The sequence below is a fragment of the Streptomyces sp. NBC_01551 genome, from assembly GCF_026339935.1.
Lineage (GTDB): Bacteria > Actinomycetota > Actinomycetes > Streptomycetales > Streptomycetaceae > Streptomyces.
Genome location: NZ_JAPEPX010000001.1, coordinates 5,762,116 through 5,787,831 on the forward strand (window position 1 = coordinate 5,762,116; position 25,716 = coordinate 5,787,831).

22 protein-coding genes are annotated in these 25,716 nt (G+C 72.5%); 12 read left to right on the plus strand and 10 right to left on the minus strand.

Translation table 11 applies throughout. The features are described 5' to 3' along the window. Positions 1-85: 85 nt before the first annotated feature. Positions 86-535: an SRPBCC family protein gene (locus tag OG982_RS26060; RefSeq protein WP_266782600.1), complete on the minus strand. Its 450-nt coding sequence runs from the start codon at positions 533-535 to the stop codon at positions 86-88. Between the two features lie 155 nt (positions 536-690). Here OG982_RS26060 and OG982_RS26065 point away from each other — a divergent pair, with 155 nt between their 5' ends. Further along, entirely contained in the window at positions 691-876 is a 186-nt protein-coding gene (locus OG982_RS26065) for a DUF5999 family protein (RefSeq protein WP_266782599.1), read from the plus strand. A 143-nt stretch (positions 877-1,019) separates the two neighbouring features. Here OG982_RS26065 and OG982_RS26070 read toward each other — a convergent pair whose 3' ends face one another. Together OG982_RS26070 and OG982_RS26075 are read right to left on the minus strand one after the other, a co-directional pair. Continuing rightward, positions 1,020-3,044: an NB-ARC domain-containing protein gene (locus OG982_RS26070; RefSeq protein WP_266949291.1), complete on the minus strand. Its 2,025-nt coding sequence runs from the start codon at positions 3,042-3,044 to the stop codon at positions 1,020-1,022. A gap of 161 nt (positions 3,045-3,205) precedes the next feature. Then, positions 3,206-4,180, minus strand: a complete 975-nt coding sequence (locus tag OG982_RS26075; RefSeq protein ID WP_266949292.1) for a fibronectin type III domain-containing protein — start codon at positions 4,178-4,180, stop codon at positions 3,206-3,208. Between the two features lie 238 nt (positions 4,181-4,418). On the opposite strand from OG982_RS26075, the gene OG982_RS26080 reads away from it, so the two are divergent. The 7 genes from OG982_RS26080 to OG982_RS26110 all read left to right on the plus strand — a co-directional run bounded on the left by OG982_RS26080 (position 4,419) and on the right by OG982_RS26110 (position 11,823). Further along, on the plus strand, positions 4,419-6,017 hold the full coding sequence (locus tag OG982_RS26080) for an ABC transporter substrate-binding protein (RefSeq protein WP_266949293.1): 1,599 nt from the start codon (positions 4,419-4,421) through the stop codon (positions 6,015-6,017). Positions 6,018-6,027: 10 nt separating this feature from the next. Next, entirely contained in the window at positions 6,028-7,029 is a 1,002-nt protein-coding gene (locus tag OG982_RS26085) for an ABC transporter permease (RefSeq protein WP_266782591.1), read from the plus strand. Further along, positions 7,022-7,939, plus strand: a complete 918-nt coding sequence (locus OG982_RS26090) for an ABC transporter permease (protein ID WP_266782589.1) — start codon at positions 7,022-7,024, stop codon at positions 7,937-7,939. The genes OG982_RS26085 and OG982_RS26090 overlap by 8 nt, the downstream gene beginning before the upstream one ends. 125 nt (positions 7,940-8,064) lie before the next feature. Beyond that, positions 8,065-9,108 (plus strand): ABC transporter ATP-binding protein, encoded by a 1,044-nt coding sequence (locus OG982_RS26095; RefSeq protein ID WP_266791694.1) that lies wholly within the window; start codon positions 8,065-8,067, stop codon positions 9,106-9,108. After that, complete coding sequence (locus OG982_RS26100; protein WP_266782587.1) at positions 9,101-9,760, plus strand: ABC transporter ATP-binding protein; 660 nt, start codon at positions 9,101-9,103, stop codon at positions 9,758-9,760. Before OG982_RS26095 ends, OG982_RS26100 begins: the two co-directional genes overlap by 8 nt. A gap of 98 nt (positions 9,761-9,858) precedes the next feature. Beyond that, entirely contained in the window at positions 9,859-10,053 is a 195-nt protein-coding gene (locus OG982_RS26105; protein WP_266782585.1) for a hypothetical protein, read from the plus strand. A gap of 258 nt (positions 10,054-10,311) precedes the next feature. Then, the gene (locus tag OG982_RS26110; RefSeq protein ID WP_266949974.1) at positions 10,312-11,823 is read left to right on the plus strand and encodes a hypothetical protein; all 1,512 of its coding nucleotides are present in this window, start codon (positions 10,312-10,314) and stop codon (positions 11,821-11,823) included. Between the two features lie 20 nt (positions 11,824-11,843). Here the strand turns inward: OG982_RS26110 and OG982_RS26115 are convergent, their stop codons facing one another. The 4 genes from OG982_RS26115 to OG982_RS26130 all read right to left on the minus strand — a co-directional run bounded on the left by OG982_RS26115 (position 11,844) and on the right by OG982_RS26130 (position 14,826). Next, a complete protein-coding gene (locus OG982_RS26115) occupies positions 11,844-12,461 on the minus strand; it encodes a cytochrome b/b6 domain-containing protein (RefSeq protein ID WP_266782583.1) in 618 nt (205 codons plus the stop codon). Continuing rightward, the gene (locus OG982_RS26120; protein WP_266791691.1) at positions 12,445-13,110 is read right to left on the minus strand and encodes a molybdopterin-dependent oxidoreductase; all 666 of its coding nucleotides are present in this window, start codon (positions 13,108-13,110) and stop codon (positions 12,445-12,447) included. The genes OG982_RS26115 and OG982_RS26120 overlap by 17 nt, the downstream gene beginning before the upstream one ends. A gap of 132 nt (positions 13,111-13,242) precedes the next feature. Then, a complete protein-coding gene (locus tag OG982_RS26125) occupies positions 13,243-13,611 on the minus strand; it encodes a CU044_2847 family protein (protein WP_266782581.1) in 369 nt (122 codons plus the stop codon). Positions 13,612-13,680: 69 nt separating this feature from the next. Continuing rightward, on the minus strand, positions 13,681-14,826 hold the full coding sequence (locus OG982_RS26130) for a PP2C family protein-serine/threonine phosphatase (RefSeq protein ID WP_266782579.1): 1,146 nt from the start codon (positions 14,824-14,826) through the stop codon (positions 13,681-13,683). 197 nt (positions 14,827-15,023) lie between these two features. Here OG982_RS26130 and OG982_RS26135 point away from each other — a divergent pair, with 197 nt between their 5' ends. Continuing rightward, on the plus strand, positions 15,024-16,088 hold the full coding sequence (locus tag OG982_RS26135; protein WP_266782577.1) for a nitrous oxide reductase family maturation protein NosD: 1,065 nt from the start codon (positions 15,024-15,026) through the stop codon (positions 16,086-16,088). A 38-nt stretch (positions 16,089-16,126) separates the two neighbouring features. Continuing rightward, positions 16,127-17,230 carry a methyltransferase gene (locus tag OG982_RS26140; RefSeq protein WP_266782575.1) on the plus strand — a complete coding sequence of 368 codons (1,104 nt, stop codon included), beginning with the start codon at positions 16,127-16,129 and terminating at the stop codon, positions 17,228-17,230. A 100-nt stretch (positions 17,231-17,330) separates the two neighbouring features. On the opposite strand, the gene OG982_RS26145 is transcribed toward OG982_RS26140, so the two are convergent. Beyond that, the gene (locus OG982_RS26145) at positions 17,331-18,464 is read right to left on the minus strand and encodes a SchA/CurD-like domain-containing protein (RefSeq protein ID WP_266782573.1); all 1,134 of its coding nucleotides are present in this window, start codon (positions 18,462-18,464) and stop codon (positions 17,331-17,333) included. A 257-nt stretch (positions 18,465-18,721) separates the two neighbouring features. Between OG982_RS26145 and OG982_RS26150 the strand changes: the two genes are divergently transcribed. Beyond that, positions 18,722-20,371, plus strand: a complete 1,650-nt coding sequence (locus OG982_RS26150) for an FAD-dependent monooxygenase (protein ID WP_266791689.1) — start codon at positions 18,722-18,724, stop codon at positions 20,369-20,371. A gap of 72 nt (positions 20,372-20,443) precedes the next feature. Here the strand turns inward: OG982_RS26150 and OG982_RS26155 are convergent, their stop codons facing one another. Further along, on the minus strand, positions 20,444-23,941 hold the full coding sequence (locus tag OG982_RS26155; protein ID WP_266791687.1) for a M28 family peptidase: 3,498 nt from the start codon (positions 23,939-23,941) through the stop codon (positions 20,444-20,446). Positions 23,942-24,113: 172 nt separating this feature from the next. On the opposite strand from OG982_RS26155, the gene OG982_RS26160 reads away from it, so the two are divergent. Then, positions 24,114-25,076 (plus strand): LysR family transcriptional regulator, encoded by a 963-nt coding sequence (locus tag OG982_RS26160; protein WP_266782571.1) that lies wholly within the window; start codon positions 24,114-24,116, stop codon positions 25,074-25,076. 16 nt (positions 25,077-25,092) lie between these two features. On the opposite strand, the gene OG982_RS26165 is transcribed toward OG982_RS26160, so the two are convergent. Then, positions 25,093-25,707 carry a TetR/AcrR family transcriptional regulator gene (locus OG982_RS26165; RefSeq protein WP_266782569.1) on the minus strand — a complete coding sequence of 205 codons (615 nt, stop codon included), beginning with the start codon at positions 25,705-25,707 and terminating at the stop codon, positions 25,093-25,095. Positions 25,708-25,716: the final 9 nt, after the last annotated feature.

Sequence of the window (25,716 nt, forward strand, 5' to 3'; positions counted from 1 at the left end):
CTCCTCGGGTCTGACTCGGGTCCACCCGGAGCGGTGAAACCGACGGTGATCACGGAAGGTGATCACGGAACCCTAGCGGGAGCCCTCACGGGCGCAGCAGCCGGGCAAGGGCGCGGCCGAAGAGGAACCGGCCCGCCGCGGCGACCAGCGGGTCGAAGGCGCGGCCGAGGCCGCGCAGCCGCAGCTCCTCCCGCCAGTGGATCTCCGTGCCGCCGGCCGGGAGGGGGCGGACTTCGATCTCCGCCCAGCCCCGGACCGTCCGCCCGCGTTTGACCAGCCGGACCAGGCCCGAAGAGGCGCCCCGCGAGGCCGCTGCCGGAGGTCGCCAGACCACCACTTCCATGGGATCGTCGAACGTGATTCTCCCCACGCCCGTGCGCGCCGTGAACACCGTTCCGACGTGGGTGGGAGGCGCCGTCTCGATGATCGTCCGGGTGAGCGGAACCTGTGCGCCGTGCCGTTCCCAGTCCGTGAGCCTCTTCCATGCCTCCGCCGGAGCCAGCGACGAACGGTGAACGATCCGGATAGCGGGCATGAGCGCATGGTAAGCGGGCATACACATCCTGAACTGGACCTCGAATATGGGTTCCGTCCGGGGGCGGCGATCAGTAATACTCACCGCCACCGTGGATCGCGGATTCGACCGGGTGACCACCGGCCCTCCCGCCCCACACTGCGAGGAGGTGCACCATGTGCTCCCACCAGCCCCCATGCCCGGCCGCCGATGAAGCCGATCACGACGCCGCCCGCACCGTGGCCTTCCACCCCGAACAGGGCTGGAGCCTGCTCTGCAACGGCCTGGTGATCTTCGACGACACCGGCGAGCTGCTCCCCGACGGCCGCGCGGTGGACCCCCGCCGCCCGGCCCTGGTCTGAGCGAGGAGACAGCATGCGCCAGCAGCTGATCCGTAAGCCCGTCCCCAAGCCCGCCCCCCGAGACCTGGATCTGCGCACACCGTCGGGCAGACCCCTCCCGTACTGACGGGAGCCCCGGAGTTACGACGTCCACCGGCTGGCAGTCAGCCGGTGGAAGCCGCCGCGCCGCCCCGGAAGGCGCTCTCGTACGCCGCGTCGCCGATGGCCGCGCGGGCCTGGCGCTCGCCCTGGTCCCGCAGGGCCGTCAGGGAGGGCGAGCCGCCCATCTGCGGGCGGCCCACCGTGCGCCACCAGGCGTGCCCGGTGCCCAGCAGGCGCGCCGCCAGTTCCCCGTCACCCAGCGCCGCCACGGCCGCCGCGAGCAGGTCCAGGCCCAGCGCGATGCCGAAGCGGTCGCCCAGCAGCCGCTTGCCGGAGAGCATCGCGCGCACGTGCCGGGCCGCCTCCCCGTGCTCGCCGAGCCCCAGCGCGGACACGGCCAGGATGTAGTCCGCGTACGCCCGCAGCCAGCGCTCGCCCAGCTCCGCGCACGCCTCCCGCAGGCCCCGCGCCTCCTCGGCGGCCTCCTCGAAACGCCCCAGGTCGCACAGCGCGTACCCGGTGGCCAGCCGGCACAGCAGCCAGCCCGGGCCACTGGTGCGGCCGCCGTGGCCCGCCCGGGCCCGGGGGCCCACCAGCGCGAGGGCCCGGACCGCGTCGCCCGGCATCATCAGCGCCACCGCGTGCAGATAGGCCGCGCGCAGCTCCCGCTCCGGGTCCGCCAGCCGGTCCGCCTCGGCGGTGCACTCCTCGCCGAGCCGCCGGGCCGCCGCCAGGTCGCCCTGGAGCAGCGCCGTCAGGCCGAGCGCCCACACCGCCTGGGTGTACGCGGCGCCCGTGCGCGGGCCCACCGCCATCGCGCGCTCCAGGAAGGCCCGGCCCTCGCGGACGTGCCCGCACGAGAACCAGAAGAACCAGAGGGACCCCGCCATCTCCAGCGCCGCCGTCGGATCGGCGCCCAGCAGGTGCTCCAGGGCGGTGCGCAGCTGCGCGTGCTCGGCCGTCATCCTGCGGTACCAGTCCACCTGGGCGGGGCCGAGCCAGCCCCGGTCGGCGGCCTGGGAGAGCGCGGCGTACCAGTGGGCGTGCCGGTCGGCGACGGTCCGTACCTCGCCGAGTTCCGTCAGCCATTCGTGGCCGTACTCGCGGATCGTGTCCAGCATCGCGTAGCGGGCCCCCGCGCCCCGCTCCTCGCTGCGCCGGACGACCGACTTCGCGACGAGGCCGGCCAGCACCCGCTCCACCCGGGACGCGGGCAACGGGCCGCCGGAGCACACCGCGCGGGCGGCGGCCACGTCGAAGTCCCCGGTGAACACCGACAGCCGGGCCCACAGCAGCCGCTCCAGCGGCTCGCACAACTCGTGGCTCCAGCCGACGGCGGTCCGCATCGTCTGGTGCCGGGCCAGCAGCGGGGTCCCGGTGTCGGTGAGCATGTCGAAGCGGGCGCCGAGCCGTTGCGCCGTCTGCTCCAGGGTCCACAGCCGCAGCCGGGCCCCCGCCAGCTCCAGGGCGAGCGGGATCCCGTCCAGCCAGCGGCACACCTCGGCGGCGACCGCGGCCCGCCCGGGGTCGTCGAAGACGGCCGCGAGCTGCGGGGTCGCGGCGACGGCCCGCTCGCGGAAGAGGGTGAGGGCGTCGCTGTCGGGGCCCTCGCAGGGCAGCGGCCGGATCTCCATGACCTGCTCGCAGGGGGAGTCGAGCGGCTCCCGAGAGGTGACCAGCACGGTCAGTCCGGGAGCGGACTGCAGGAGTTCGCCGACCAGGTGGCGGCAGGCGGAGACCAGGTGCTCGCAGGTGTCGAGGACGAGGAGCAGTTCCTTGTCGGCCATCCACGCGCACAGTTCCTCTTCCAGGGAGCGCGCGGAGTGGTCGGCGAGGCCGACGGCCTGGGCGACGGTTGCCGCGAGCAGGCCGGCGTCGCGCAGCGGCGAGAGTTCCACCCAGATGACCCCGTCCCGGCGCACGGGGCGGCCGCCGGAGACGGCGCGCAGGGCCAGCCGCGATTTCCCGACACCGCCCACCCCCGTCAGGGTGATCAGTCTCCGGTCCCGCAACAGGGCGTCGAGTTGGCCGAGTTCGGACCCCCTGCCCACGAAGCCCGCCGGTTGTGGCGGAAGATTTCCCTGCATGGAGTCGGAGTCTGGCCGAGGGTCGCCCGCCGCGGAATCCGACTGATTGTTGTTGACCGAGTACTCACCGAACACGGTTGTATTGTGCGTGATCTTCTTTGCCGACAGGGGCGTTCCGGCCATTACCTCGTCAGGTCCTTCGGACCGCCCGCCGCGCACGGCTACTTCGCGAGGGTGATCCGGCGTTCCGCGGAGAACGCTCCCCAGTTGCCGTCGGGCAGGCGGGCCCGCAGTTTCACCGTCCACGCGGTGCCGGCCGGCTCGGTCACGGTGAGCCGGTGCTCCACCCGGCCGCCCGGGGGCGGGACCGCGGCGCCGATGCCGAATTGGATGACGGTGGTGGGCCGCCCGTTGACGTAGAGCTGGTACTCGGTGGTGGGGCGGCCGGTGTCCGGGGCGGTCCAGGACAGGGCGACCTCGCCGGGCGAGGCGAGCGCGGTGAATCCGTCGGGAGAGGTGGCCGGTCCGTCGCCGTCGGCGGGTGGGGTCGTCACGTCCACGGCCGGGCCGTCGGGGGAGGAGTTGTCGGCGCCGTCCCGGGCGCGGACGGTGAAGGTGTAGACGGTGTCCGGCCGCAGACCGGTGACGGTGGTGCCGGTCTCCCCGGGGCCGGCGGTGTGGATCCGGACGCCCCCCTGGTAGACGTCGTAGGCCGTCACGCCCGTGTCGTCGGTGGCCGCGGCCCAGGTCAGGCGGGCGGCGCGGGGTCCGTCCGGGCGGCCCGCGGTGGTCGCCGGGGCGGTGGGGGCCCGCCGGTCGTCGGCCTTGGCGGCCGGGGTGGTGACCGAGGCCGCAGTGCTGGGGCCGGAGAGGTTCCCGGCGGCGTCCTTGGCCCGGACCGTGAAGGCGTAGGCGGTCAGCGGAGCGAGGCCGGTGACGTCCACCATCGTCTTGTCCGCCGGGAGTTCGCGCACGAGCCGGTCCGCCTGGAACACCTGGTAGCCGGTCACCCCGTCGGCCTCCGCGGCCGCCCGCCACATGACGTGCACGGAGCCGGCGCTGCCGGCCTGGGCGGTGAGGCCGGCGGGGGGCGGCGGGCCCTGGGTGTCGGCCGGGGTGCAGGCGGTGAGGGCGACGAGGACCGTGAGGGCGGCCCCGGTGAGGGGGAGGGCGAGCGTGGGGGCGGTGCTTCGCACGGGGAGCCTTCCTCGGCTTCCTGGTAAAGGTCTAGACATTTATGGCACGCGGCGTGGCGGCCGGGCAAGACCCTTGCGGCCTGCGGGAGTTGTGATCCGGTTCGTCTTCTTCTGATCCCTTCTGGCATTATTGCGACCTCTTTGCAATAGCGGTGCGGTGGCGACTGATCGCGGACAGCGTCATTTCCGGCCACCCACCGGCACCACGGCGACACGGCAACACAGGGATGTGCACAGCATGACGGCCCGGACAGCACGGGGAGCGGCCGCGGCGACGCTGGCCCTCGCACTCATCACGGGAGCGGCGGCCTGCTCGGCCCCCTCGGCGGGCGGCGCGGCGAGCGCCCGGGCGGACTCCGTCGTGGTCGGCACGGCCACCGAGCCGGAGAGCCTGAGCCCGCTGCTGGGCTACGGCAAGGACGGCAACTCCAAGATCTTCGACGGGCTGCTCACCCACGACGCGGACATGAAGCTGAGGCCCGCACTGGCCGAGGCCCTGCCGGAGGTCTCCGCGGACGGGCTCACGTACACGTACAAGCTCCGCACGGGCGTGAAGTTCAGCGACGGGCAGCCCTTCAGCGCCAAGGACGTCGTCTTCACCTACCGGACGATCCTCGACCCCAAGACCAACAACGCGTCCAAGAGCGAACTGGACGCGGTCAAGGACGTGACGGCGCGGGGCGAGGACACGGTCGTCTTCACCCTCAAGTACCCCTACGCGCCCTTCGCCGAGCGCACCGTGCTGCCCATCGCCCCCGAGCACATCGCGGGCCGGCAGGACGTCAACAGCGGCGACTTCACCACCCGGCCCGTCGGCACCGGCCCCTACCTGCTCACCGGCTGGTCCAAGGGCGAGAAGCTGAGCTTCAAGGCCAACCCGTCGTACTGGGGCGGCGAACCGGCGGTGAAGAAGTTCACCATGGCCGTCATCAAGGACGACGACGTACGCGCCACCCGGCTGCGCTCCGGCGAACTCGACGCGGCGATCCTCCCGCCCAACCTCGCCAAGGGCCTCGGCCGCGACAAGGGGCGCAGGACCTACGCCGCCAAGACCTTCGACTACCGCAACGTGACCCTGCCGACGCACAACACCGTCACCGGTGACGTGGCGGTCCGCCAGGCGCTGGACATCGCCGTGGACCGCGAGGCCATGGTCGACCGGCTCCTCGAAGGCGCGGGCAAGCCGGCCTACGGCCCCGTCCCGACCGACAGCCCCTGGTTCACGGCCGGCACCGAGCGCGCCCACGACCTCGACAAGGCGAAGAGGATCCTCGACGACGCCGGCTGGCGGACCGGCGAGGACGGCATCCGCGTCAAGGACGGGGTCCGGGCCTCCTTCCCGCTCTGGTACACCTCCGGCGACAAGATCCGCCAGGACCACGCGCTCGCCTTCGCCTCCGACGCCAAGAAGGCCGGCATCGAGGTCCGGACCGAAGCCGGGACCTGGGAGGTCATCGAGCCCCGGATGAAGACCGACGCCGTCCTCGCGGGCGGCGGCTCCCCAGCCGACCCGGACTTCGACCAGTACCTGCTGCTGACCTCCTCGCTCGGCGGTGACGGCTTCAACAACATGGCCCGGTACGACAACCCGGCCGTGGACCGGGCCCTACAGGACGCCCGCGAGAGCGGCGACCCGGCCGCTCGCAAGGCGGCGTACGACACCGTCCAGCGCGAACTGGTGAAGAACCCCGGTTACGTCTTCCTCACCCACATCGACCACCTCTACGTAGTCAACGACACCTGGGACGGGCTCAGCACCCAGGTCGAACCGCACGACCACGGCCTCGGCGCCGGCCCCTGGTGGAACGTCGAGACCTGGAAGCCGAAGCAGAAGTGAGCCGTACGCGATGATCCGCCGCCTCGTCCGGTTCCCGTGGGGGCCGATGGCGCGCATGGCGGGGCGCCGGGCCCTGTTCGCCGCCCCCGTCCTGCTCGCCGTCACCTTCGGGGTCTTCGCCGTCGCCGCGCTGTCCCCCTTCGACCCGGTCAAGGCGTACGCCGGCACGGCCGGACTCACCGCCTCCCAGGCCGAACTCGACCAGCTGCGCGCCAACCTCGGCGTGGACCGGCCGCTGCCCGAGCGCTGGTGGGACTGGCTCACCTCGGCGCTCACCGGCGACCTCGGGACCTCGGCCGTCATGCGGCAGCCGGTGGCCGACGTCATAGGCGAACGCGTGGGCTGGTCGGCGCTGCTCGCGCTCTGCGCGTTCGCGGTGGCGGTACTGGCCGGGACGGGGCTCGGCGTGCTCGCCGCGCGCCGCCAGGGCGGCCCGCTCGACCGGGCCGTCTCCTCGCTCGCGTACACCCTGGAAGCGGCCCCCGCCTTCTGGCTCGGGCTGCTCGCCATCTGGTTCTTCTCGGTCCGCCTCGGCGTCCTGCCGTCCGGCGGGCTGACGGACGCGGGGAGCGACGTGGTCACCTTCGGCCAGGTCGCCTCCCACCTGGTGCTGCCCGCGCTGGTGCTGGGACTCTCCCAACTCCCGTGGTTCTTCCTGTACGTCCGCCAGGGCGTGGCCGACGCGCTGGACGAGGACCCCGTACGAGGAGCCCGCGCGCGGGGTGTGCGGGAGCGGCGGGTCCTGCTCGGCCACGGTCTCCGCTCCGGGATGCTCCCGATGCTGACGCTCATCGGGTCGCGGGTGCCGGAGCTGATCACCGGGGCGCTGCTGGTGGAGACCGTGTTCAGCTGGCCGGGCATCGCGGCGGCCACCGTCCAGGCGGCCACCTCGGTGGACTTCCCGCTGCTGGCGGCGCTGACGGTGCTGGCGACGGCGGCGGTGCTGGCCGGGAACCTGCTGTCCGACCTGCTGTACGGGGTCGCGGACCCGAGGGTGGGCTTCGATGGCTGACGTTCGGGCCGGCGTGGGCACTGACGTGAGCACCGGCGTGAGCACCGGCGTACGGGCCTGGCGCTCGCGCGGGCGCGACCGGCGTTCCACGCGTACCGTGCGGGTGCGGACCTCGGCGGCGGTGGTCGCGCTGATGGTGGCGGCGGTGTTGCTCGTGCCCCCGCTGGCGCAGCTGGACCAGCAGGCCGTCGACTTGTCGATGAAGCTCCGGCCGCCTTCCTGGGCCCATCCGTTCGGCACCGACGACGTCGGTCGGGACCTGCTGCTGCGGTGCGTCTACGGGCTGCGGGTCTCGCTGCTGGTCGGCCTGGTGGCGGCGCTGGCCGCGACCGTGATCGGCACGGCGGTGGGCGCGGCCGCCGGGGCGCTGGGCGGGTGGACCGACCGGCTCGCGATGCGGGCGGTGGACACCCTGTCCTCCATCCCGCACCTGCTGCTGGGCATCTTCATCGTGGCCGTGTTCCGGCCCGGGGTGTGGCCCGTCGTGGTCTCCGTCGCGCTGACGCACTGGCTGTCGACGGCCCGCATCGTGCGCGCGGAGGTGCTGTCGCTGCGGTCGCGGCCGTTCGTGGACGCGGCGATCTCGGGCGGGGCCTCGCGGTGGCGGGTCGCCGTGCGGCACCTGGTGCCGGGTGTGCTGCCGCAGGCCGGGCTGGCGGCGGTGCTGATGATCCCGCACGCGATGTGGCACGAGTCGGCCCTGTCGTTCCTGGGCCTCGGGCTGCCCTCCCACCAGGCCAGCCTGGGCGGCCTCGTCCAGGGCGCCCGGGGCTCCCTGCTCGCCGGCCACTGGTGGCCCACGCTCTTCCCCGGCCTGCTGCTGATCATCCCGACCCTGGCCCTCGCCGGCCTCGCGGGCGCCTGGCGCGACCGCCTGAACCCCCGTCGCCGCTCGGAGCTGACCCTGTGAAACCGTTCGGCCGGCCGGACCGGCGCAGTGCAACCCGTCTGGGACGGGGGACGGGCGGGGGAGGCCCCGCCGGGTCTGCCCCGGCCCCCGTGCTCGCCGTCGACGGGCTGTCCGTCCGCTTCCGGATGCCCGGCGGGCGGTACGTCGAGGCGGTCACCGACGCCACCTTCGACCTGGCCCCCGGCGAGTGCCTCGCCCTCGTCGGCGAGAGCGGCTGCGGCAAATCCGTCCTCGCCTCTGCCCTCCTCGGCCTCCTCCCCGACAACGCCGAAACCTCCGGCACGGCCCACCTCGCCCCGCCCGACCCCGGCGGGGCCGAGCCCGGCGGAGCCGACCTCGGCTCGACCCGGCCCGGCGGGGCCCACCTTGGCGCGGCCCGGCTTGGTGTGGACGGGCCCGGTGCTGGCCGGCTCGGCTCGGGTGCCTTCGGTGTGGACGGCACCGGGCGGTCCGGACTTGAGCTGCTCGCCGCCGACGAGCGGACGCTCGCCCGTGTCGTGCGCGGGCGTCGGATCGGGCTGGTGCCGCAGAGTCCGGCCGCGCACCTGACCCCGGTCCGGACCATCCGCTCGCACCTGGAGGAGACGGTCCGGGAACTCACGCCCACCCCCAAGGCAGGGCTCCGCGCAGCGGCCGAGGCGGCGGCGCGCCGGGCCGCCTTCCCGGAGAGCCACCTCGACCGCCACCCCCACGAACTCTCCGGCGGCCTCGCCCAGCGCGCCGCCACCGCCCTCGCCCTGATCGGCGACGCCCCGCTGCTCCTGGCCGACGAGCCGACCACCGGTCTCGACCGGGACCTCGTCCACCGCACCGTCGACGAGCTGCGCGCCCACACCCGCGAGGCCGGCCGCGCGCTGCTGATGATCACGCACGACCTCGCGGCAGCGCACCGCATCGCGGACACCGTCGCCGTCATGTACGCCGGGCGGATCGTGGAGATCGCGGCCGCCGGGGCCTTCTTCGGCGAACCCGGCCCCCGCCACCCCTACGCCCGGGGCCTGCTCGACGCCCTTCCCGAGCGCGCCTTCACCCCCATCCCCGGCGCCCCGCCCGAGCTCGGGGACCTGCCGCGCGGGTGCGCGTTCGCCGCCCGCTGCCCGCGCGCCGACGCCGTCTGCCGCGCCGGGCGGCCCCCGCTCACCGAAGGGGTGGCCTGCCACCATGCTTGAGCTGACGGACATCACCGCCGGGTACGACCGCCGCGCCCCGGTGGTGCGCGGCGCGCGGCTCACCCTGCGACCCGGCGAGGCGCTCGGGCTGCTCGGTCCCAGCGGCTGCGGGAAGTCCACCCTGGCCAAGGTCGCCGCCCTGCTGCACCGTCCCGACCGGGGCACCGTGACCCTCGACGGCCGCGCCGTGACCGGCTTTCGCCATCGGGCCCCGCGCTCCCTCCGCGTCGACGTCGGGGTCGTCTTCCAACAGCCCCGCCTGTCGGCTGACCCCCGGCTGCGGCTGCGCGACCTGGTGGCCGAGCCACTCCGCGCAACCGGCCGACGTAAGGAAGCGGACGCGAGGGTCACCGAGTTGGCGCGTCGCGTCGGCCTCGGCGCCGACCTCCTCGCCCGGCGCCCGCACGAGGTCAGCGACGGGCAGCTGCAACGCGCCTGCCTGGCACGGGCATTGGTGCTGGAGCCGCGCTGGCTGGTGTGTGACGAGATGACCGCGATGCTGGACGCCTCCACCACCGCCGCCCTGGTCGGCGTGGTCGAGGAGTATCGCGCCGAGACGGGCGCGGGCCTGCTCGCCGTCGGCCACGACCCCGTGCTGCTCGCGCGCTGGTGCGACCGGACGACCCACTGGGAAGAGATCGTCAAGGACTGAACGCCCGTCACGGACGGTCAACACCCGTTTGGCGGACACGGGTTTCGCCCGAAAGAGCCCCCTTCTGCGCCACCATGGCGCCGCGTAAGGAGGTTTCGATGGTGATTTCCCTCTCCGTGGTCGTCCTGCTCCTCGTCCTCGCGTGGATCTTCCTGCGCGGCGGCGGCCTGAAGTTCTCACACGCCCTGGTCTGCGTCCTGCTCGGCTTCTACCTCGCGAGCAGCAGCATGGCCGCGACCATCCACGACGGCCTCGCGGCCACCGCGAGCGTGGTCTCCAGCCTCAGGCCGTAGCGGCGGCCCGTAACGGCGGCCCGTGGTGGCCTCCGTAGCGGCACCCCCTGGCGGAGCGGCCTCGATTCTTGATCGACTGTTGCGCCTTCGTGAATCATCCGGCTCCTCCATGGACTCCTCGGGCAGCGCGACTTAGCGTCTGGCGGCGGCGCGATGTCAGACGCAGTGTCAACAACACCGAAGAGGATGGGAGGAAGCCCGATGTTCCGAAGAGCGCTGAACTGTGCTGTGGTCCCGGCCCTCGTCGCCTTCACGGCGATGTACGGGATCGGTCCGGCCCAGGCCGAGGAGATACCCAAGGCCCCCGGCCACCGCCTGGTCAGCCACTACGACGGCAGTCCCGCCACCGCCGTCCCGCTCCCCGGCGAACAGCCGCCGCAGCACCCGTACCTCGCGCCCAATGGCCGCAGCGGCATGCACTCGGACGCGGCCGGCAGCGCCACCTCGCCCTGGTCCGGCCCGCTCGGCAGGAACCCGCAGGTCACCAGCGAGAAGATCGCCGCGCTCGGCGGCGAATGCGCCACCGCCACCTTCGACTCGGGCGGCCGCCTGGTCACGGTGTGCGGCACGTTCTCCGGCTTCAAGGTCAAGCTCCTCGACCCCCGTACGCTCGCCACGCTCGCGGAACACCAGCTCCCGCAGCGCTCTTCGACGGTCGAGGCGATCACCTCGCTCGACTTCGCGAAGATCTTCAAGGACACCTCCGGCGGGGCCTACTTCTACCTGGACAACCAGGACCGCGCGGTACTGGCCGACTCCCGCCAGCACGTGCTCCGCCTCTCCCACGCGCAGCGGCCCGACGGCAGCTGGGCGTTCACCGTCGACGACGACTGGGACCTCACCGGTCACGTCCCGCACGACTGCGTCAGCTGGACGAACCTGTGGCCCAGCGGCAGCTGCGACCCCGTCACCTCCGTGATGCCCGACTGGGACGGCCGCATCTGGTGGGTCACCCGGCAGGGCCGCGTCGGCACCGTGGACCCGCGGACCTCGCAGATCCGCTCCGTCCTGCTCGCCGGCGAGGAGATCCAGAACTCCTTCTCGGTCGCCGAGGACGGGGTCTCCATCGTCACCGACCACGCGCTCTACGGCTTCCGCGCCACCGCCGACGGCACCCCCGAGGCACAGTGGCGCCAGACGTATGACCGCGGCACCGGAACCAAACCCGGCTCCGTGAACCAGGGTTCGGGCACCACCCCGGACCTCTTCGGCAACGGCTACGTCGCCATCACCGACAACGCCGACGACCGGATGAACGTCCTGGTCTACAAGCGGGGCGTGGACGTCCCCGCAGGTCAGCGGCTCGTCTGCAAGGTCCCGGTGTTCGGCACCGGCGCCTCGACCACCGACAACTCCCTGATCACCTGGGGCAACAGCATCGTCGTCGAGAACAACTACGGCTACGAGAACCCCACCACGCTGCTCCTGGGCAAATCGGTCGTCGGCGGTGTCACCCGCATCGACGTCCGCGCCGACGGCAGCGGCTGCGACACGGTGTGGCAGAGCGGGATCCGCTCACCCTCCACCGTGCCGAAGCTCTCCACCGCGAACGGGCTGCTCTACTTCTACGAGAAGGAGCCCAACGCCTGGGGCATCGACGCCTGGTACCTCACGGCGGTGGACTTCCGCACCGGCGAGCGCCGCTGGCGCACGCTGACCGGCACGGGCCCGCTGTACGACAACAACTGGGCCCCGATCACCCTGGGACCCGACGGCACCGCCTACGTCGGCGTCTTCAACGGCATCATCGCCGTCCGCGACGGGGGCTGACCGACCGCGCGGGCACCCGTTCAGCGGCCGTGCCGCCACAGCGGGTGCTCGCGCTCGGCCCACTCCCGCTCGACGGAACCCGTGCGCATGCCGCGCCGGGCCTCCGGATCGGCCAGGGCCTTGGCGATGTGGCCGGCGAGCACGATGCCGAGGGTCAGGGCCAGCCAGTCGTGGACGAAGGTGGCGCCGGTCCGCCACACGAGCGGGGCGAGCCCGGTGAACCACATCAGCAGCCCGGTGCCCGCCATGACGAGGACCGCACCGCCGAGCCAGCCCGCGTACACCTTCTGACCGGCGTTGAACTTCCCGGCGAGGCGCCCGCCGTCGCCCCCGCGCCGCAGCGCGGCCCGAAGCCAGACCCGGTCGTGCGGCCCGAACCGGTTGAGCCGCCCCAGATCGGCGCGGAACGCCCGCGAGGCCAGGCCCAGCAGGAACGGCGCGAGCAGCAGCAGCCCGGACCATTCGTGCACGACGACCACCAGGTGCCGGCGGCCCACCAGCTCCGCGAGCGGCGGCAGGTACAGGCAGGCCGCGGTGGCGACGCACAGCCCCATCAGAGCGGCGGTGCCGCGGTGCACCCAGCGCTCGGCGCGGCTGAAGCGGCGCACGCGCCGCGGCTGGTCAGACGGTAGGGGCATCGTCGCGTCCGTTCGACTTGCCGACCCAGGCGTCGACGTCATAGCCGAGGCGCTCCCAGTAGCCGGGTTCGACGTCGTCGGTCAGGGTGATCCCGGAGAGCCACTTAGCCGACTTGTAGAAGTACATCGGGGCGACGTACAGCCGCACCGGGCCGCCGTGCGAGTGGCCGAGCGGCTCGTCGCGCATCCGCAGCGCCACCATGACGTCGTCCCGCTTGGCCTGGGGGAGCGTGAGGCTCTCCGTGTACACGCCGTCGAAGCAGCTGAAACGGATCGCCTTCGCCTCGGGCCGCACCCCCGCGGCGTCCAGCAGCCGGGTCAGCGACACCCCCTCGAAGGGCGTGCCGGGCACCCGCCAGCCGGTGACGCACTGGACGTCGCGGACCACCCGGGTCTGCGGGAGCCGCCGCAGCGCGTCGAGGGTGTACGTGGCCGGCCGCTCGACCAGCCCGTCGACGGTGAGCCGGTAGTCCTGCGGCCTCCGCTCGGGGACGGACGAGGCGACCGAGTAGTAGCGGAACCCGCCGCCGTTGGGCAGCAGCCCGGTCAGCCCCGTGGGGTCCTTGTCGGCGGTGGCCCCGAGGACGGATTCGAGCCCCCGCTGCAGGTGGGGAGCCCCGGCCAGGCCGGCCGCACCGAGCCCGACCATGCCCAGGACCAGACGGCGCCCGACCGGCGTGCCCCGTCCGTCGGGATCCGCGTGCTGTTCTGTACTCACCCGCCGATTCGACCACCCCCGGCGCCCGGGGACCAGCCCCGGCGGGGTTGCGTCAGACTTCCGTCACACTTCGGCGCCGTCCTGGGCGGGCGCGGCGGCCGGGACGGAGTTCCAGGTCAGGGTCACGGAGAAGTTGGCCTGGGTGGCGGTGCTCGCGATGACGATGTCGGCCTCGGCCGACAGGGACAGCCCGAACTCCAGCGTGATCTCGTCCGGCGGGTGGACCAGCCCGCTGAGGCGTCCGACGAACCCGTCCGCCACCGGACGCACGCTGTCCACCATCTCGCCGAACGTCCGGGACGCCCGGGTCACGGAACGCCCGCCGCGTCCGACCCGCGCCAGCGATTCGTCCACCTCGCGGATCTGCACCCGCAGGACGCCGTCCCCGGCGCCGTCCAGCGGTACCTCGACCGTGTGTACGTCGGTGCTCATGGATGCCCCACCCCTCCTCCACCGCCCGGATCAACTGCCGTGTGTCCGGACCGAGTTCGAGGGATGGTACTACCGGCCGCCGCCGACCCGCTCGATCGCCACCATCGCCGCGTCGTCCCCCAGCCGGCCGCCCGTCGCGTGGCCGAGCAGGTCCGCGCACAGGTGGCGCAGCAGCGCGTCCGGTCCGTCGTCGGGCCAGTCGGCGGCCCGCTCGGGCAGCGGGTAGAAGGTCCCGGCCTTGTCGCGGGCCTCGATGACCCCGTCGGTGTAGAGCAGGACCATGTCACCCGGCTCGAAGGCGAAGCTCTGCGCGCCGAAACCGGTCTCCACGAACTGCGTGAGACCGAGCGGCGGCGCCGGATGGTCCACCTCCAGAGGGATGACCCGCCCGCCGCGCAGCAGCAGCGGCGGCGGGTGCCCGCAGCTGACGAGCTGCAAGGACGCGCCCCGGTCGGGGATGTCGATGACGGCCGCCGTGGTGAAGCCCTCGCCCGGCGGCGCGAGGTCTTCCCCGTCGCCCTCCAGGCCCTCCCGGCCCTCCCCGCCGTCCGGGTCGGCGGCGACGGCCGCCTCCAGGTAGGCGACCAGCCCGGGCAGGTCGTCCTCCTGGTGCGCGGCGGCCCGGAACGCGCCGAGCACGATGGCCGCCTCCCCGACCGCCTCCAGCCCCTTGCCGCGCACGTCCCCGATGATCAGCCGGGTGCTGTCCGGGGTCCGCGCGGCGGCGTAGAGGTCGCCGCCGATCTGCGCCTCGGCCTCGGCCGCCAGGTACACGGCGGCCACCCGCAGCGGCCCCATCCGGGCGGGCAGCGGTCGCAGCACCACCTGCTGGGCGGCCTCGGCCACCGAACGGAGCTGGGTGAGCTGCTCCTCGTGGACCTCGCGCAGGTGCGCGAAGAACGTCACGAAGGCCGAGATCAGAATCAGCGCGATGATCTGGAAGGTGTGGTTCAGGTCGGTCAGGGTGGTCCGCCAGATCGCTACCACCGACTGTGCGAGGACCGCCACCGCGCCGACGAACGCCGTCATCCAGGGCCCCGCGAACGAGGCCGTCACAGCCGGGGCGGCGACCAGGAACGGTCCGAGGTGCACGTCGGGCGGCGCCAGGACGTCGACCACCGTGACGATCGCGATCAGCGCGAAGGGAACCGACAGCAGCGCAAGGCGCGGTTCCGGTGGCCGGCTGAACGGTGGGGGCGGCGGCCGGTGGTCCATGACTCCTGAATACACCGCGCGTCCTGCTCCCGCCCACCGCCGCACCGGCCGCACCCGTCCCCGCGCGGCGGCGGACGCACCGTCAGCAGTCGCGCGCCTCACCCTCTCGCCGCGGAATGAAGCCATTTGCGCGCCGGATGTATCCATCCGCTTACCTTGTGTGGCGAATCGCGAAGATCGCCCATAACTTCGGGTTCATGACGAATCGGCAGCTCAAGTGCCTCGCATCCATCTCGGTCGTGATGGCCACCGGAATCGGCGCCGCCGCGCCCTCCGCCGGATCGGCCATCCACAGGGTGAGTGCGGGCCAATCGATCCAGGCAGCGGTGGACGCCGCGAGCCCGGGAGACACCGTCCTCGTACTCCCGGGCACCTACCAGGAGAGCGTGCTCATCACGAAGCGGCTGACCCTGCGCGGGTACGGCCAGGGCCGCACCGTGATCACGCCGCCCGCGACCGCGCCGGCCGCCGGCAACGCCTGCGCCGCGGCGGGCAACGGAATCTGCGTCATAGGGTCCGCGGAGAAGAGCGTCGAGCGGGTCACCCTCAAGGGGCTCAGCGTGTCCGGCTTCGCCAAGTCCGGCATCTGGGCCAGCAGCACCGACCGGATGCGGGTCGAGCACGTGACCGCCGAGAACAACAAGGTCTGGGGCATCGCCCAGCAGATGTCCACCCGTGCCGTGTTCCGCGACAACACCGCGCGCGACAACGGGGAGTCCGGCCTCTTCATCGCCAACACCGTCGAACACGAGGGCGGGGCCACCGACACCCTCCGCTCCGTGATCCGCGACAACACCGCGACCGGCAACCGGATCGGCATCACGGTCCGCCGCGTCCGCAACCTCACCGTCAGCGGCAACACCCTCACCGGCAACTGCGGCGGCGTGTTCGTCGTAGGGGACGAGGGCACCCCCCGCGCCGGGGCCATGACCGTCCGGGACAACCAGGTCCGCGCGAACAACAAGTTCTGCCCCGCCACCACCCGCCTCCCGGCCATCCAGGGCAGCGGCATCGTCCTCACCGGAGCCGAGAAGACGGTCGTGCGCGGGAACTCCATCACCGACAACGTCGGATCCTCGCCGCTGTCGGGCGGGATCGTGCTGTTCCAGAGCTTCGTGGGCGCGGCGAACACCGACAACGTCATCAAGGACAACGTGGTGACGGGCAACAAGTCGGTGGACCTGGCCAACCGGGGCACCGGAACCGGCAACACGTTCACCCGCAACAGCTGCGCGCTCTCCGAGCCCGCCGGAATGTGCTGACCGGTGCCCCCCGTCATCCTCAGGAGAATCGAGGCCGTATGACCACGGTAAGTACCACCCCCACCACCATCGCCACCCCCACCATCGAACCCACCGTCATCCCCCTCACCACGGAGAGCGCCCCCGCCCCGCAGCCGGCGATGCGCCTGCGCGAACTCGTCTTCGGAGCGGCCTGCGCCGCCGCGGTCCGGGCGGCCGCCCGCCTCGGCGTCGCCGACGCGCTCGGCCAGTCGCCCGCCACCGCGGCGGAACTGGCGGAGGCCCTGGAGTGCGAGACACAGCCCCTGCGGCGCCTGCTCCGCGCGCTGACCTGCTACGGGATCTTCGTCGAGACCGAGGACGGGAAGTTCGCGCACACCGAGATGTCCCGGCTGCTGCGCGAGGACGACCCGCACAGCCTGCGCTACATCACCCTGTGGTGCACCGAGCCCTGGACCTGGCAGGCCTGGCCGCGCCTCGACGACGCGGTGCGCTCCGGCGGCACCATCTTCCACGAGCTGTACGGCAAGGGGTTCTTCGACTACCTGCACGAGGACGCGCACGAGTCGGCCCACGTCTTCAACCGGGCGATGACCACCTCCAGCGCCCAGTCGGCGCTCGACGTCGCGGAACTCCTCGACCTCACCGGGATCTCGGTGGTGGCGGACATCGGCGGCGGCCAGGGCCACGTCCTGGCCAGTCTGCTGGAGAAGCACCCCGAGGTACGGGGAACCCTGCTCGACCTGCCCGGCGTGGTGGAGCGGGCGGATCCGCGGCTGCGCGAGGGCGGCGCCCTGGCGGCGCGCGCCAGCATCGTCGCCGGGGACTGCCGCGAGGACATCCCGGTCGAGGCCGACCTCTACATCATCAAGAACATCCTGGAGTGGGACGACGACAGCACCCGCAGGACCCTGCGCAACGTCATCGAGGCGGCCCGCCCCGGAGCCAGGGTCGTGGTCATCGAGAACCTCGTCGACGACACCCCGTCGATGAAGTTCACCACCGCCATGGACCTGATGCTGCTGCTCAACGTGGGCGGCGCCAAGCACACCAAGGAAAGCCTGGTCAACCGGATGACCGCCGCCGGTCTGGTGCTCGGTGAGATCCGGCCGGTCAACCCGTACCTGCACGCCTTCGAGTGCACGGTGCCGCTGTCCGTCTGAGCGGCGTCCGCCACCACGACATCGCCCCGAGTCCGGCGTCCTGCCGGGCTCGGGGCGATCGTCCGTAGGGCCGGCCGGGGCGTGCGGCCGGGCGGATGGGTCAGGAGGCCTCCGACGTCCGCCGGTCGGTGATCAGCCGCATGCTGCAACGTTCGAGGCAGCGCGCCACCTCCTCGTCGGAGGCCAGGACACCGTCCTTGGCCTCGTCCAGGAGCCGCGCCAGCACGGCCGCCTTCTTGCCGCCCTCGATGCCGAGCGCCAGGGCGGGCCGGGCGTCGATCGGGCCGCGCACGTCGAGGAGACGGACGACGATGTCGTCGCGCTGGAAGACGGTGCTGCCCGCGATGGGATTCGTCGGATCGTCGGCGGCCGCCTCGTCCTGGCCCGCGAGCAGCTTGGCGAGCGCGGTTCCGCAGCCCTTCTTGGCGGGGTAGAACAGCGCGTGCCGCCGGACGTCCGCCGGCTCGTCGCCGCCCGCCGCCACCCGGTGCACCACCGGCAGGGCCGCCCGGGTGAAGAACACCCGCGCCGAATCCGGGTCGCCGAGGTCCCGGTCCTGCTCCAGGTACGGGTTGATGGCCTCTTCGAGGGCCCTGACCTCGGGCTGTTGCGCCACATGGCGCAGCGCCGCCGTCAGGTCCCCCTCCACCTCCATCGCCCGGACCACGCGGTTTCCGTGCATGAAGACCGAGCTGCGCCGCAACAGGGTGTTGTCGTCGACCCGGGCGCGGGGGGAGGTGTACCCGGCCAGCAGCTCCGCGACGGCGGCCTCGCTGCCCGGCTTGACGGTGAAGGTGAGGGCGTGGCGCACCACGCCGTCCCCGTGCCGGGGCGTCGCCCGCAGACCGCCGCCGATCGTGTCCGGAACGCCGGCGAGGGCCTTTCCGCCCTGGCCGGCCGTCTCCTGCAGCACGCTGAAGCGCAGCGACCGGGTGTCCCGTACGCAGCCGTGCAACGGCCGCACCGTCTTCACGTGCTCTTCGCTGCCCACCCAGGCCAGGAAGGGGGAGGCGCTCTCCCATTCGCTGGTGATGAGCCACTGCGAGGGGTTCTCGATCGACTGGCACAGCTCGTCGCTGATGTGTCCGGGGACGGACGACACCTGGTTGCGCAGATGCTCGTAGACCTCCAGGAACTGCTTCTGGGCTCCGTCGTACAGGTCCAGCAGCAGCACGACCCGAAGTCTCGAGCCGTCGAAGGCGGACTGCGATATCCGTTCCGACACGGTTGTCATCTTTCACACTCCTTCGAGACCCGGTCGCCACAGCCGGTGGCATGTCGCCGGTCGCTCGTGGAATCCGCGTGGGTGACCACCTGCGGATGCGGTCTGTCAGCACCCGGTCACGGGTGGCACTACCGAAACCGATCGTCGTCCGGTACGGCCACCGGCGCGAGACGGGAGAACCATGCGGGTGAAGGGGCGGGGGGAATGTCCCGGAAAAGGGCATGAAAAGAGCATTCCCCCTCGGGCGGCAGGAGCTGGAGCAACTGATGGAAGAACACGTCGACCACCGCGTGCCGGTCCTCATCGTGGGCGGCTCACTCGTGGGCCTGTGCACCTCGCTGTTCCTGGGCCGTCACGGCATCAGGCACATGCTGGTCGAAAAGCACTCGGGCACGTCGAAGCACCCACGCGGGCGCGGCATCAACGTAAGGACGATGGAGGTGTTCCGCGTCGCCGGCGTCGAGGAGGCGATCCGGGCGGCCGCCTCGGTCCTGGCGGACAACCACGGGATCCTCCAGGGCGGCTCGCTGACCGGCGACGACCAGGAGTGGCTGTTCAAGGAGATCGACGCGGGCGGCGCGATCGCGCGCTTCAGCCCGTCGACGTGGTGCCTGTGCAGCCAGAACGACATCGAGCCGGTCCTGATGTCGGTGACCCCGACCCTCGGCGCCGACCTGCGGTTCTCCATGGAACTCCTGTCGTTCGAACAGGACGACACCGGGGTGACCGCGCTCGTGAAGAACCGCGAGACGGGCGAGCACAGCACGGTCCGGGCGGACTACCTCGTCGCGGCCGACGGGCCGCGCAGCCCCGTCCGCGAACAGCTGCGCATCGGCCAGAGCGGCCCCGGAGACCTGTTCCACAACGTCAGCATCACCTTCCGCTCCCGCGGGCTCGCACAGGTCGTCGGCGACCGGCGCTTCATCGTCTGCTACCTGACCAAGCCCGGCGCCGACGGGGCGCTGCTCCCCGTGGACAACGAGGAGAAGTGGGTCTTCCACGCGCCCTGGCACCCCGACCAGGGCGAGACCCTGGAGGACTTCACCGACGAGCGCTGCGCGGACCACATCCGGCGCGCGATCGGCGCCCCCGACCTGGACGTGGAGATCACCGGGAAGGCCCAGTGGCACGCCGCCGAACGGGTGGCACGGCACTACGCGTCCGGCCGGGTGTTCCTCGTCGGCGACTCCGCGCACGAGATGTCCCCGACCGGGGCGTTCGGCTCCAACACCGGCATCCAGGACGCGCACAACCTCGCCTGGAAGCTGGCCGCCGTACTGGAGGGCGCCGCGCACCCCCGGCTGCTCCTGACGTACGAGGCCGAGCGCCTGCCGGTGGCCCGGGCGACGAGCGAGCGCGCCTCGGCCCGCTCGGCGGAGCACAGCCACCCCGGGTACGCCCCGGCCCCCGGCGGGGGTGGCGGACGGCAGGGCGGGGTCCTCTCCGTCGCCATGGGGTACCGCTACAACGCGGGCGCCGTCGTGGGCGGCGACGCCGAGCAGCCGATCGTGCCCGAGCAGATGCGGCTGGCGGGCGATCCGGGCTCCCGGGCACCGCACATGTGGCTGCGCCGGGCCGGCGAGCGGATCTCCACCCTCGACCTGTACGAGCGCTCGTTCGTCCTGCTCAGCGCCGAGGGCACCCGCTGGGGCCGGGCGGCGAGGCGCGTCGGCCAGCGCCTGAACATGCGCCTGGAGGCGTACGAGGTCGGCACCGGGCCGGACGCCGGTCTGCTCCCCGAGGACGACGGGGGCGACTGGGCCGAGGTCCACGGCGTGACCCCGGAGGGCGCGATCCTGGTCCGACCCGACGGGTTCGTCGCCTGGCGCTCCCCGAAGGGCGAGGCCGATCCGGAGCCGGTCCTGTACGAGGTCCTCAGCACCCTCCTGGGCCGGGCCGGAGCCGACTGGGCCTAGCCGCGCGAGCCGGGCGGCACGCCCCTGGCCGGGGGCCGGGGGCATGCCGCCCGGTGGTGGTGCGGGCGGGTGTCAGCTCACCTGGAGGGTGACGTCGTCCACCACGAAGGAGGTCTGGAGGGACTGGTCCTCCACGCCCTTGAACTGGAGGGTGACGGTCTGGCCGGCGAACCGGGAGACGTCGTAGGTCTTCAGCGCGTACCCGGAGCCCGCGTCCACGTTGGACAGGGTCGCCAGGGTCTGGCCGCCGACGGAGACGGTGAACCGGTCGTAGACCACGTCCTCGTACTCGTCGGTGTCGATGTGCAGGTAGAAGGCCAGCTGGTGCGAGGTGCACCCGGACGGAATGGTCAGCGACTGCGAGGCGCTGTCCGTACGGGAGGAGCCCCAGCCGTTCAGCCACGCCATGTACGAGCCGGCGTGCGGGGCCTGGCCGGACTGGTTGGTGATGACCCCGGACGTGGCGGTCCAGGGGCCGCTGCCGTTCTCGAAGCCGCCGTTGACGACGAGCTGGCGCGGGGTGCAGGTGCCGCCGCCGCCCCCGACGGTCAGGGTGTAGGTGGTGGCGTGGCTGGTGGTGCCGCTGCCGGTGACGGTCAGGGTGTACGTGCCCTGCGCGGCGCCCGCGCCGACCTGGACGGTGAGCGTCGAGGAGCTGCCGGACTGGACGGAGGACGGGCTGAGCGTCGCGGTGACGCCGGCGGGCGCGCCGGAGACCGACAGGGCGACGGTCTGGGCGGCGCCGCTCACGGTGGTGGTGTTCACCGTGGAGGTGACGCTGCCGCCCGGGTTCGCGGAGCCGGCTGCCGGGGAGGTGCTGATCGAGAAGTCCTGCGCGGGGGTGTCACCGCCGACGGCCTGCTTCCAGACCGCGTAGGCGACGCCGTCGGCACTGCGGTCGAGGACGGTCGCGTTGATGTTGCTCGCGGTGTCGCAGGAGCTGTGGTAGCAGGCGTCGTACGCCGAGTTCGCGGTGCCGCCCCACTTCGTGGCCTGAGCCGAGGTCTTGCGGGCGCTGGCGCCCGCCGCGTAGCCGGAGGTGGGGATGCCGGCCTGCTGGAAGGAGTAGTCGTCACTGCGGCCCTGGCCCTCGGTGTTCTCCTCGGGGGCGAGGTTCAGCGAGGTCCAGTACGCCTTCAGGGGCGCGGCGGTGGCGGAGTTGACGTTGTTGATGAAGTAGCCGCCGTTGGGCGAGCCGACCATGTCGAAGTTGTAGTAGCCCTTGATGGCGGCCTTCTCGGCGCTGCCGAGCCGGCCCACGTAGAACTCCGAGCCGTTGAGGCCCTGCTCCTCGTCGGTCCACCAGGCGAAGCGCACGTGCTTGGTCATGGTGGGGTTCTTCTGGGCCAGGACCAGCGCGTTCTCCAGCAGGGTCGCGGACCCCGAGCCGTTGTCGTTGATGCCGGGGCCGGCCGAGACGCCGTCGAGGTGGGCGCCGAACATGACGACCTGGTCGGCCGGGCCGCCGGGCCAGTCGGCGATCAGGTTGTTCGACGGGTAGGTGCAGGAGGTGCAGTTCTGCTCGGTCACCGTGTATCCGGCGGCCTGCAGCTTGCCCTTCACGTACGCCAGCGACTGCGTGTAACCGGCGCTGCCCGCCCGGCGGTTGCCGCCGTTCTGGGAGGCGATCGTGTTGAACTGGGTCAGGTGCGCCCGCACGTTGTCGACGCTGATGTCCGGCGGGTCGGTGGGCGTGGTGGTGCCGCCGACGCTGAGCGCGTAGTCGACGGTGTGCGCGAGGCTCGGGCCCTGGCCCTTGACCGTGACGGTCGACGCCCCGGGCGCCGCGCTGGAGCTCGCGGACAGCGTCAGCGTCGAGGACTGCCCGGACTGGACGGTGGCCGGGCTGAAGGAGGCGCTCACCCCGGCCGGCAGGCCGGTGGCAGTGAGCGTCACCTGCTGCGCGGATCCGGTGGTGGTGCTGGTCGCCACGGTGGTGGTCACGGAGCCGCCCTGCTGGACGGTGCCCGAGGCCGGGTTCAGCGCGAGCGAGAAGTCGTCGTTCTGGCCGCTCGGCGTGCAGGTCGGGTCGGCGGACTGGGCGGGCACGCTGATGGCGTCCCAGGCGGCCTTGGTCTTGTTGAACAGGTTGCAGGTGGCGGGGTCGAGCGACTTGGCGGAACTGAGGGTCGCCGTCCGGTACTTCTTGTACGACATGCCGCTCGTCTTGAGCAGCATGCCTCCGTAGAAGATCTTGCCGGCGTTCTGGACGCCCACGCCGGTCAGCGTGCTGGAGTTGCAGGTGGAGCTGCCGGGCTTGCCGCCGCCCGGGTTGGTGCCCTCGGCCAGCAGGTAGAACCAGTGGTTCAGGGGTCCGGCGGCCGCGTGCACCTCGGTGCCGGGTATCGCGGAGCTGTAGCAGGCCGGGTCGTTGTTGACGGCCGGCGGGTTGTACATGTTCCGGATCGGCCCACGGCCCTGGAGGTTGATCATCTCGCCGACGGTGTAGTCCGGGACGTCGTACGGGGCGGGCTCGTTGGCGTACGCCTCGGTGAGCGCGCCGAAGATGTCGCCGGTGCCCTCGCCCAGCCCGGACTCCTGGCCGCTGGTGCCGCCGGGGGTGTTGGAGTCGATGGCGTGCCCGTACTCGTGGCCCACCACGTCGATGCCGGCGATCCACTCGTTGGCGCTGTTGTGGCCGATGGTGACCGAGCTGCCGTCCCAGTAGGCGTTCAGGTCGTTCAGGCCGACCTTGCCGGGGAAGCTGCGGCCGTTGCCGTTGACGCCGTTGCGGCCGAGCCACTGGCTCAGCATGTCCCACTGCTTCTGCGCCGCGAACATCAGGTCCGTGCAGCCGGTCTCCTTGGAGGTGGCGTTGCCGGTGCCCCAGGAGTCGGACGACTTCGAGAAGACGCTGCCGGTGCTGTAGTCGGCGCAGCTCAGGCCCGGCCGGTTCGGGTCGCGCAGCGAGTACGTGCCGCCCGAGGCGGTGGTGTCGAGGGTCAGCGGGTTCGGGCCGTTCCACTTGCTGTTGCCGCTGCCCGCGACGACCTCGTCGTGGCGGTCGACGACCTTGCCGGTCCGGGCGTCCACGAAGACGTGCAGCTTGCTGGGCGCCGTCTTCGTCCGGCCGGACAGCACGGTCTCCCAGGCCAGGATCTGCCGGTCGTCCTTGAGCCGGACGACGAGGCGGCTGTCGAGGACCTTGTCGACCTTCGCCAGCTCGCCCCGCGAGGTGGCTTCCGCCGTCTTCGCGGTCACGGTCGGCGTGGTCGCCACGTCGATCGCCTTGGCCGAGGCCGACTGGAGGGCGCGGACCTTGCCCGCGCCGTCGGCGAGCACGACCGCGTCGCCGCCGACGACGGGCAGGCCGCGGTAGCTGCGCTCGTAGGCGACGGAGTAGAGGTCCTGCACCCAGGGGGTGACCAGGCGCCGCTCGTACCGTTGCTGAGGTGAGTTGACCAGCGTGTCGAGGCCGCTGCGGACCGCGGCGTCCGCGGCGGCTACCGCGCGCTCGGCTGACGTGGGGGCGGGCTGTGACCGCTCCCGGGCCGGCTGCGCGGCCGACGCGGTACCGGCCAGCGCTCCGGTGAGGCCCGCGGTCAGCGCCAGCGCCGCCACGGAGGCCATCCATCTGGTGGGCTGCAAGAGTCCACTCCGATCGTGTGGGGGGTTCGTGAAGGGGATGTGGTCCGGCTGTTCGCCGCCGAGTATGAGCGTGGACATGGCGAGATTGGGACATCCCTGAGCACATAAGGTCCGCGTTATGGTGCGTTGGGGTCACGCTGCGTAAGCTGCCCGGATGCAGCTGGAGTTGAGGCATCTGCAAGCCGTCTGCCAGATAGCGGAAGTCGGCAGTCTGGGCGGCGCGGCACGGCGCCTGGGGGTCTCCCAGCCCGCGCTCTCCGCCCAGCTGCGCCGGATCGAACGGGTCACGGGAGGCGAGCTGTTCGTCCGCGGCCGACACGGCGTGGAGCCCACCCCGCTGGGTCAGTTCGTCCTCGCCAAGGCACGCCGGGTGCTGAGCGAGATGGACGCCCTCGGCGCCGAGACCCGCGCCATGGCGACCGAGGCCGCTCCGCTGCGGCTCGGCTGCATCCTGCTCGTGCTGATCGATGCCCTGCTCGCGCGGACCGACCTGACCCTGTCCGGGCGGGAGATCACCGTCGACGTGGAGCACTCGGTGACCTCGCTGGTACGGATGCTCGGCGCGGGCCGCTACGACGTCGTCGTCTACGGGGAGGTCAACGACCACGAGGTCGCGGTGCCCCGGGGAGCCGTGGCCCGGACCCTGGTGCCCAAGGAGCCGTTCTGCATCCGGATGTCCACCGGCCACCCCCTCGCCGGCCGGGAGGTCCTCGATCTGGCCGACCTGGCCGGCGAGCAGTGGATGACGCTGGTCGAGGACGACGACGGCGGCCCCGAGGCCCTCGTCGAGGCCTGCGCGAAGGCCGGCTTCGTCCCCTCGCTGCGCTACCGGATCACCGACCGCAAGATGCGCCACGACCTGGTCGCGGCGGGCCGCGCGATTTCCCTCACCCAGCCCACCGCGCCCGGCGTGGAGGGCACCGTGATGCGCCCGCTGCTCGGCACCCCGATCACGGGCCGCATCCGCCTCGCCTGGAACCGCTCGGCGGTCTCAGCGCCCCAGGCGGAACTCCTCTACCGGGCGGCCGCCGGGGCGTACCTCGCCAACATCGACAACAACCCCTTCCACCGCCGGTGGTGGAACGCCCACCCGGAGGCGCACCCGCCGCTCGACTGAGCCGCCCCGACAGGGCCTAGGCCAGTGCGACGGGCGTGTCGTCGAGGATGAGGCCGGCGACGTGGTCGGTGACCATGTCGAGGACGGCCGCCGCGGCCGTGTCGTCGCCGAGGACGAGGAAGTTCAGGGTCAGCCCGTCCGTCATCGCCGCCAGGTAGCGGGCCAGCACGGGGACGGGGACCCGGAGCTCGAAGCGCACGCTGCGCCGGAGCTGCTCGATGAGCTCGCCGTAGGTCGTGGAGTACAGCTCGTACTGGCGTCGCGCCAGCTGCTCGAACCCTGGCTGGCGCAGCGCGTACTGGGTGAGCTCGTACGTGAGCATGTGCTCGCCGGGGTGGGCCACCACGTGGTCCCAGTAGGCCTGGAACCCGGCCCGGATCGTCTCCCGCAGGGTGGCCCGCGGCCGGATCGCCTCCTTGGCCAGCGACACCGAGTGGTCGGCGATCGTCGTGATGACCGACTCCAGCAGCGCCTGCTTGGAGTCGAAGCAGTAGTGGAAGACGCTCAGCGACACGCCCGCCTCGGCGGCGATCGACCGCGTGGTCGTCCTGGCGACGCCGTCGCGGGTCATCGCCCGGATCGCCGCCTCGGTCAACTGCCGGCGCCGCTCGGCCGACGGCATCCGTGCCATGCGTGGTTC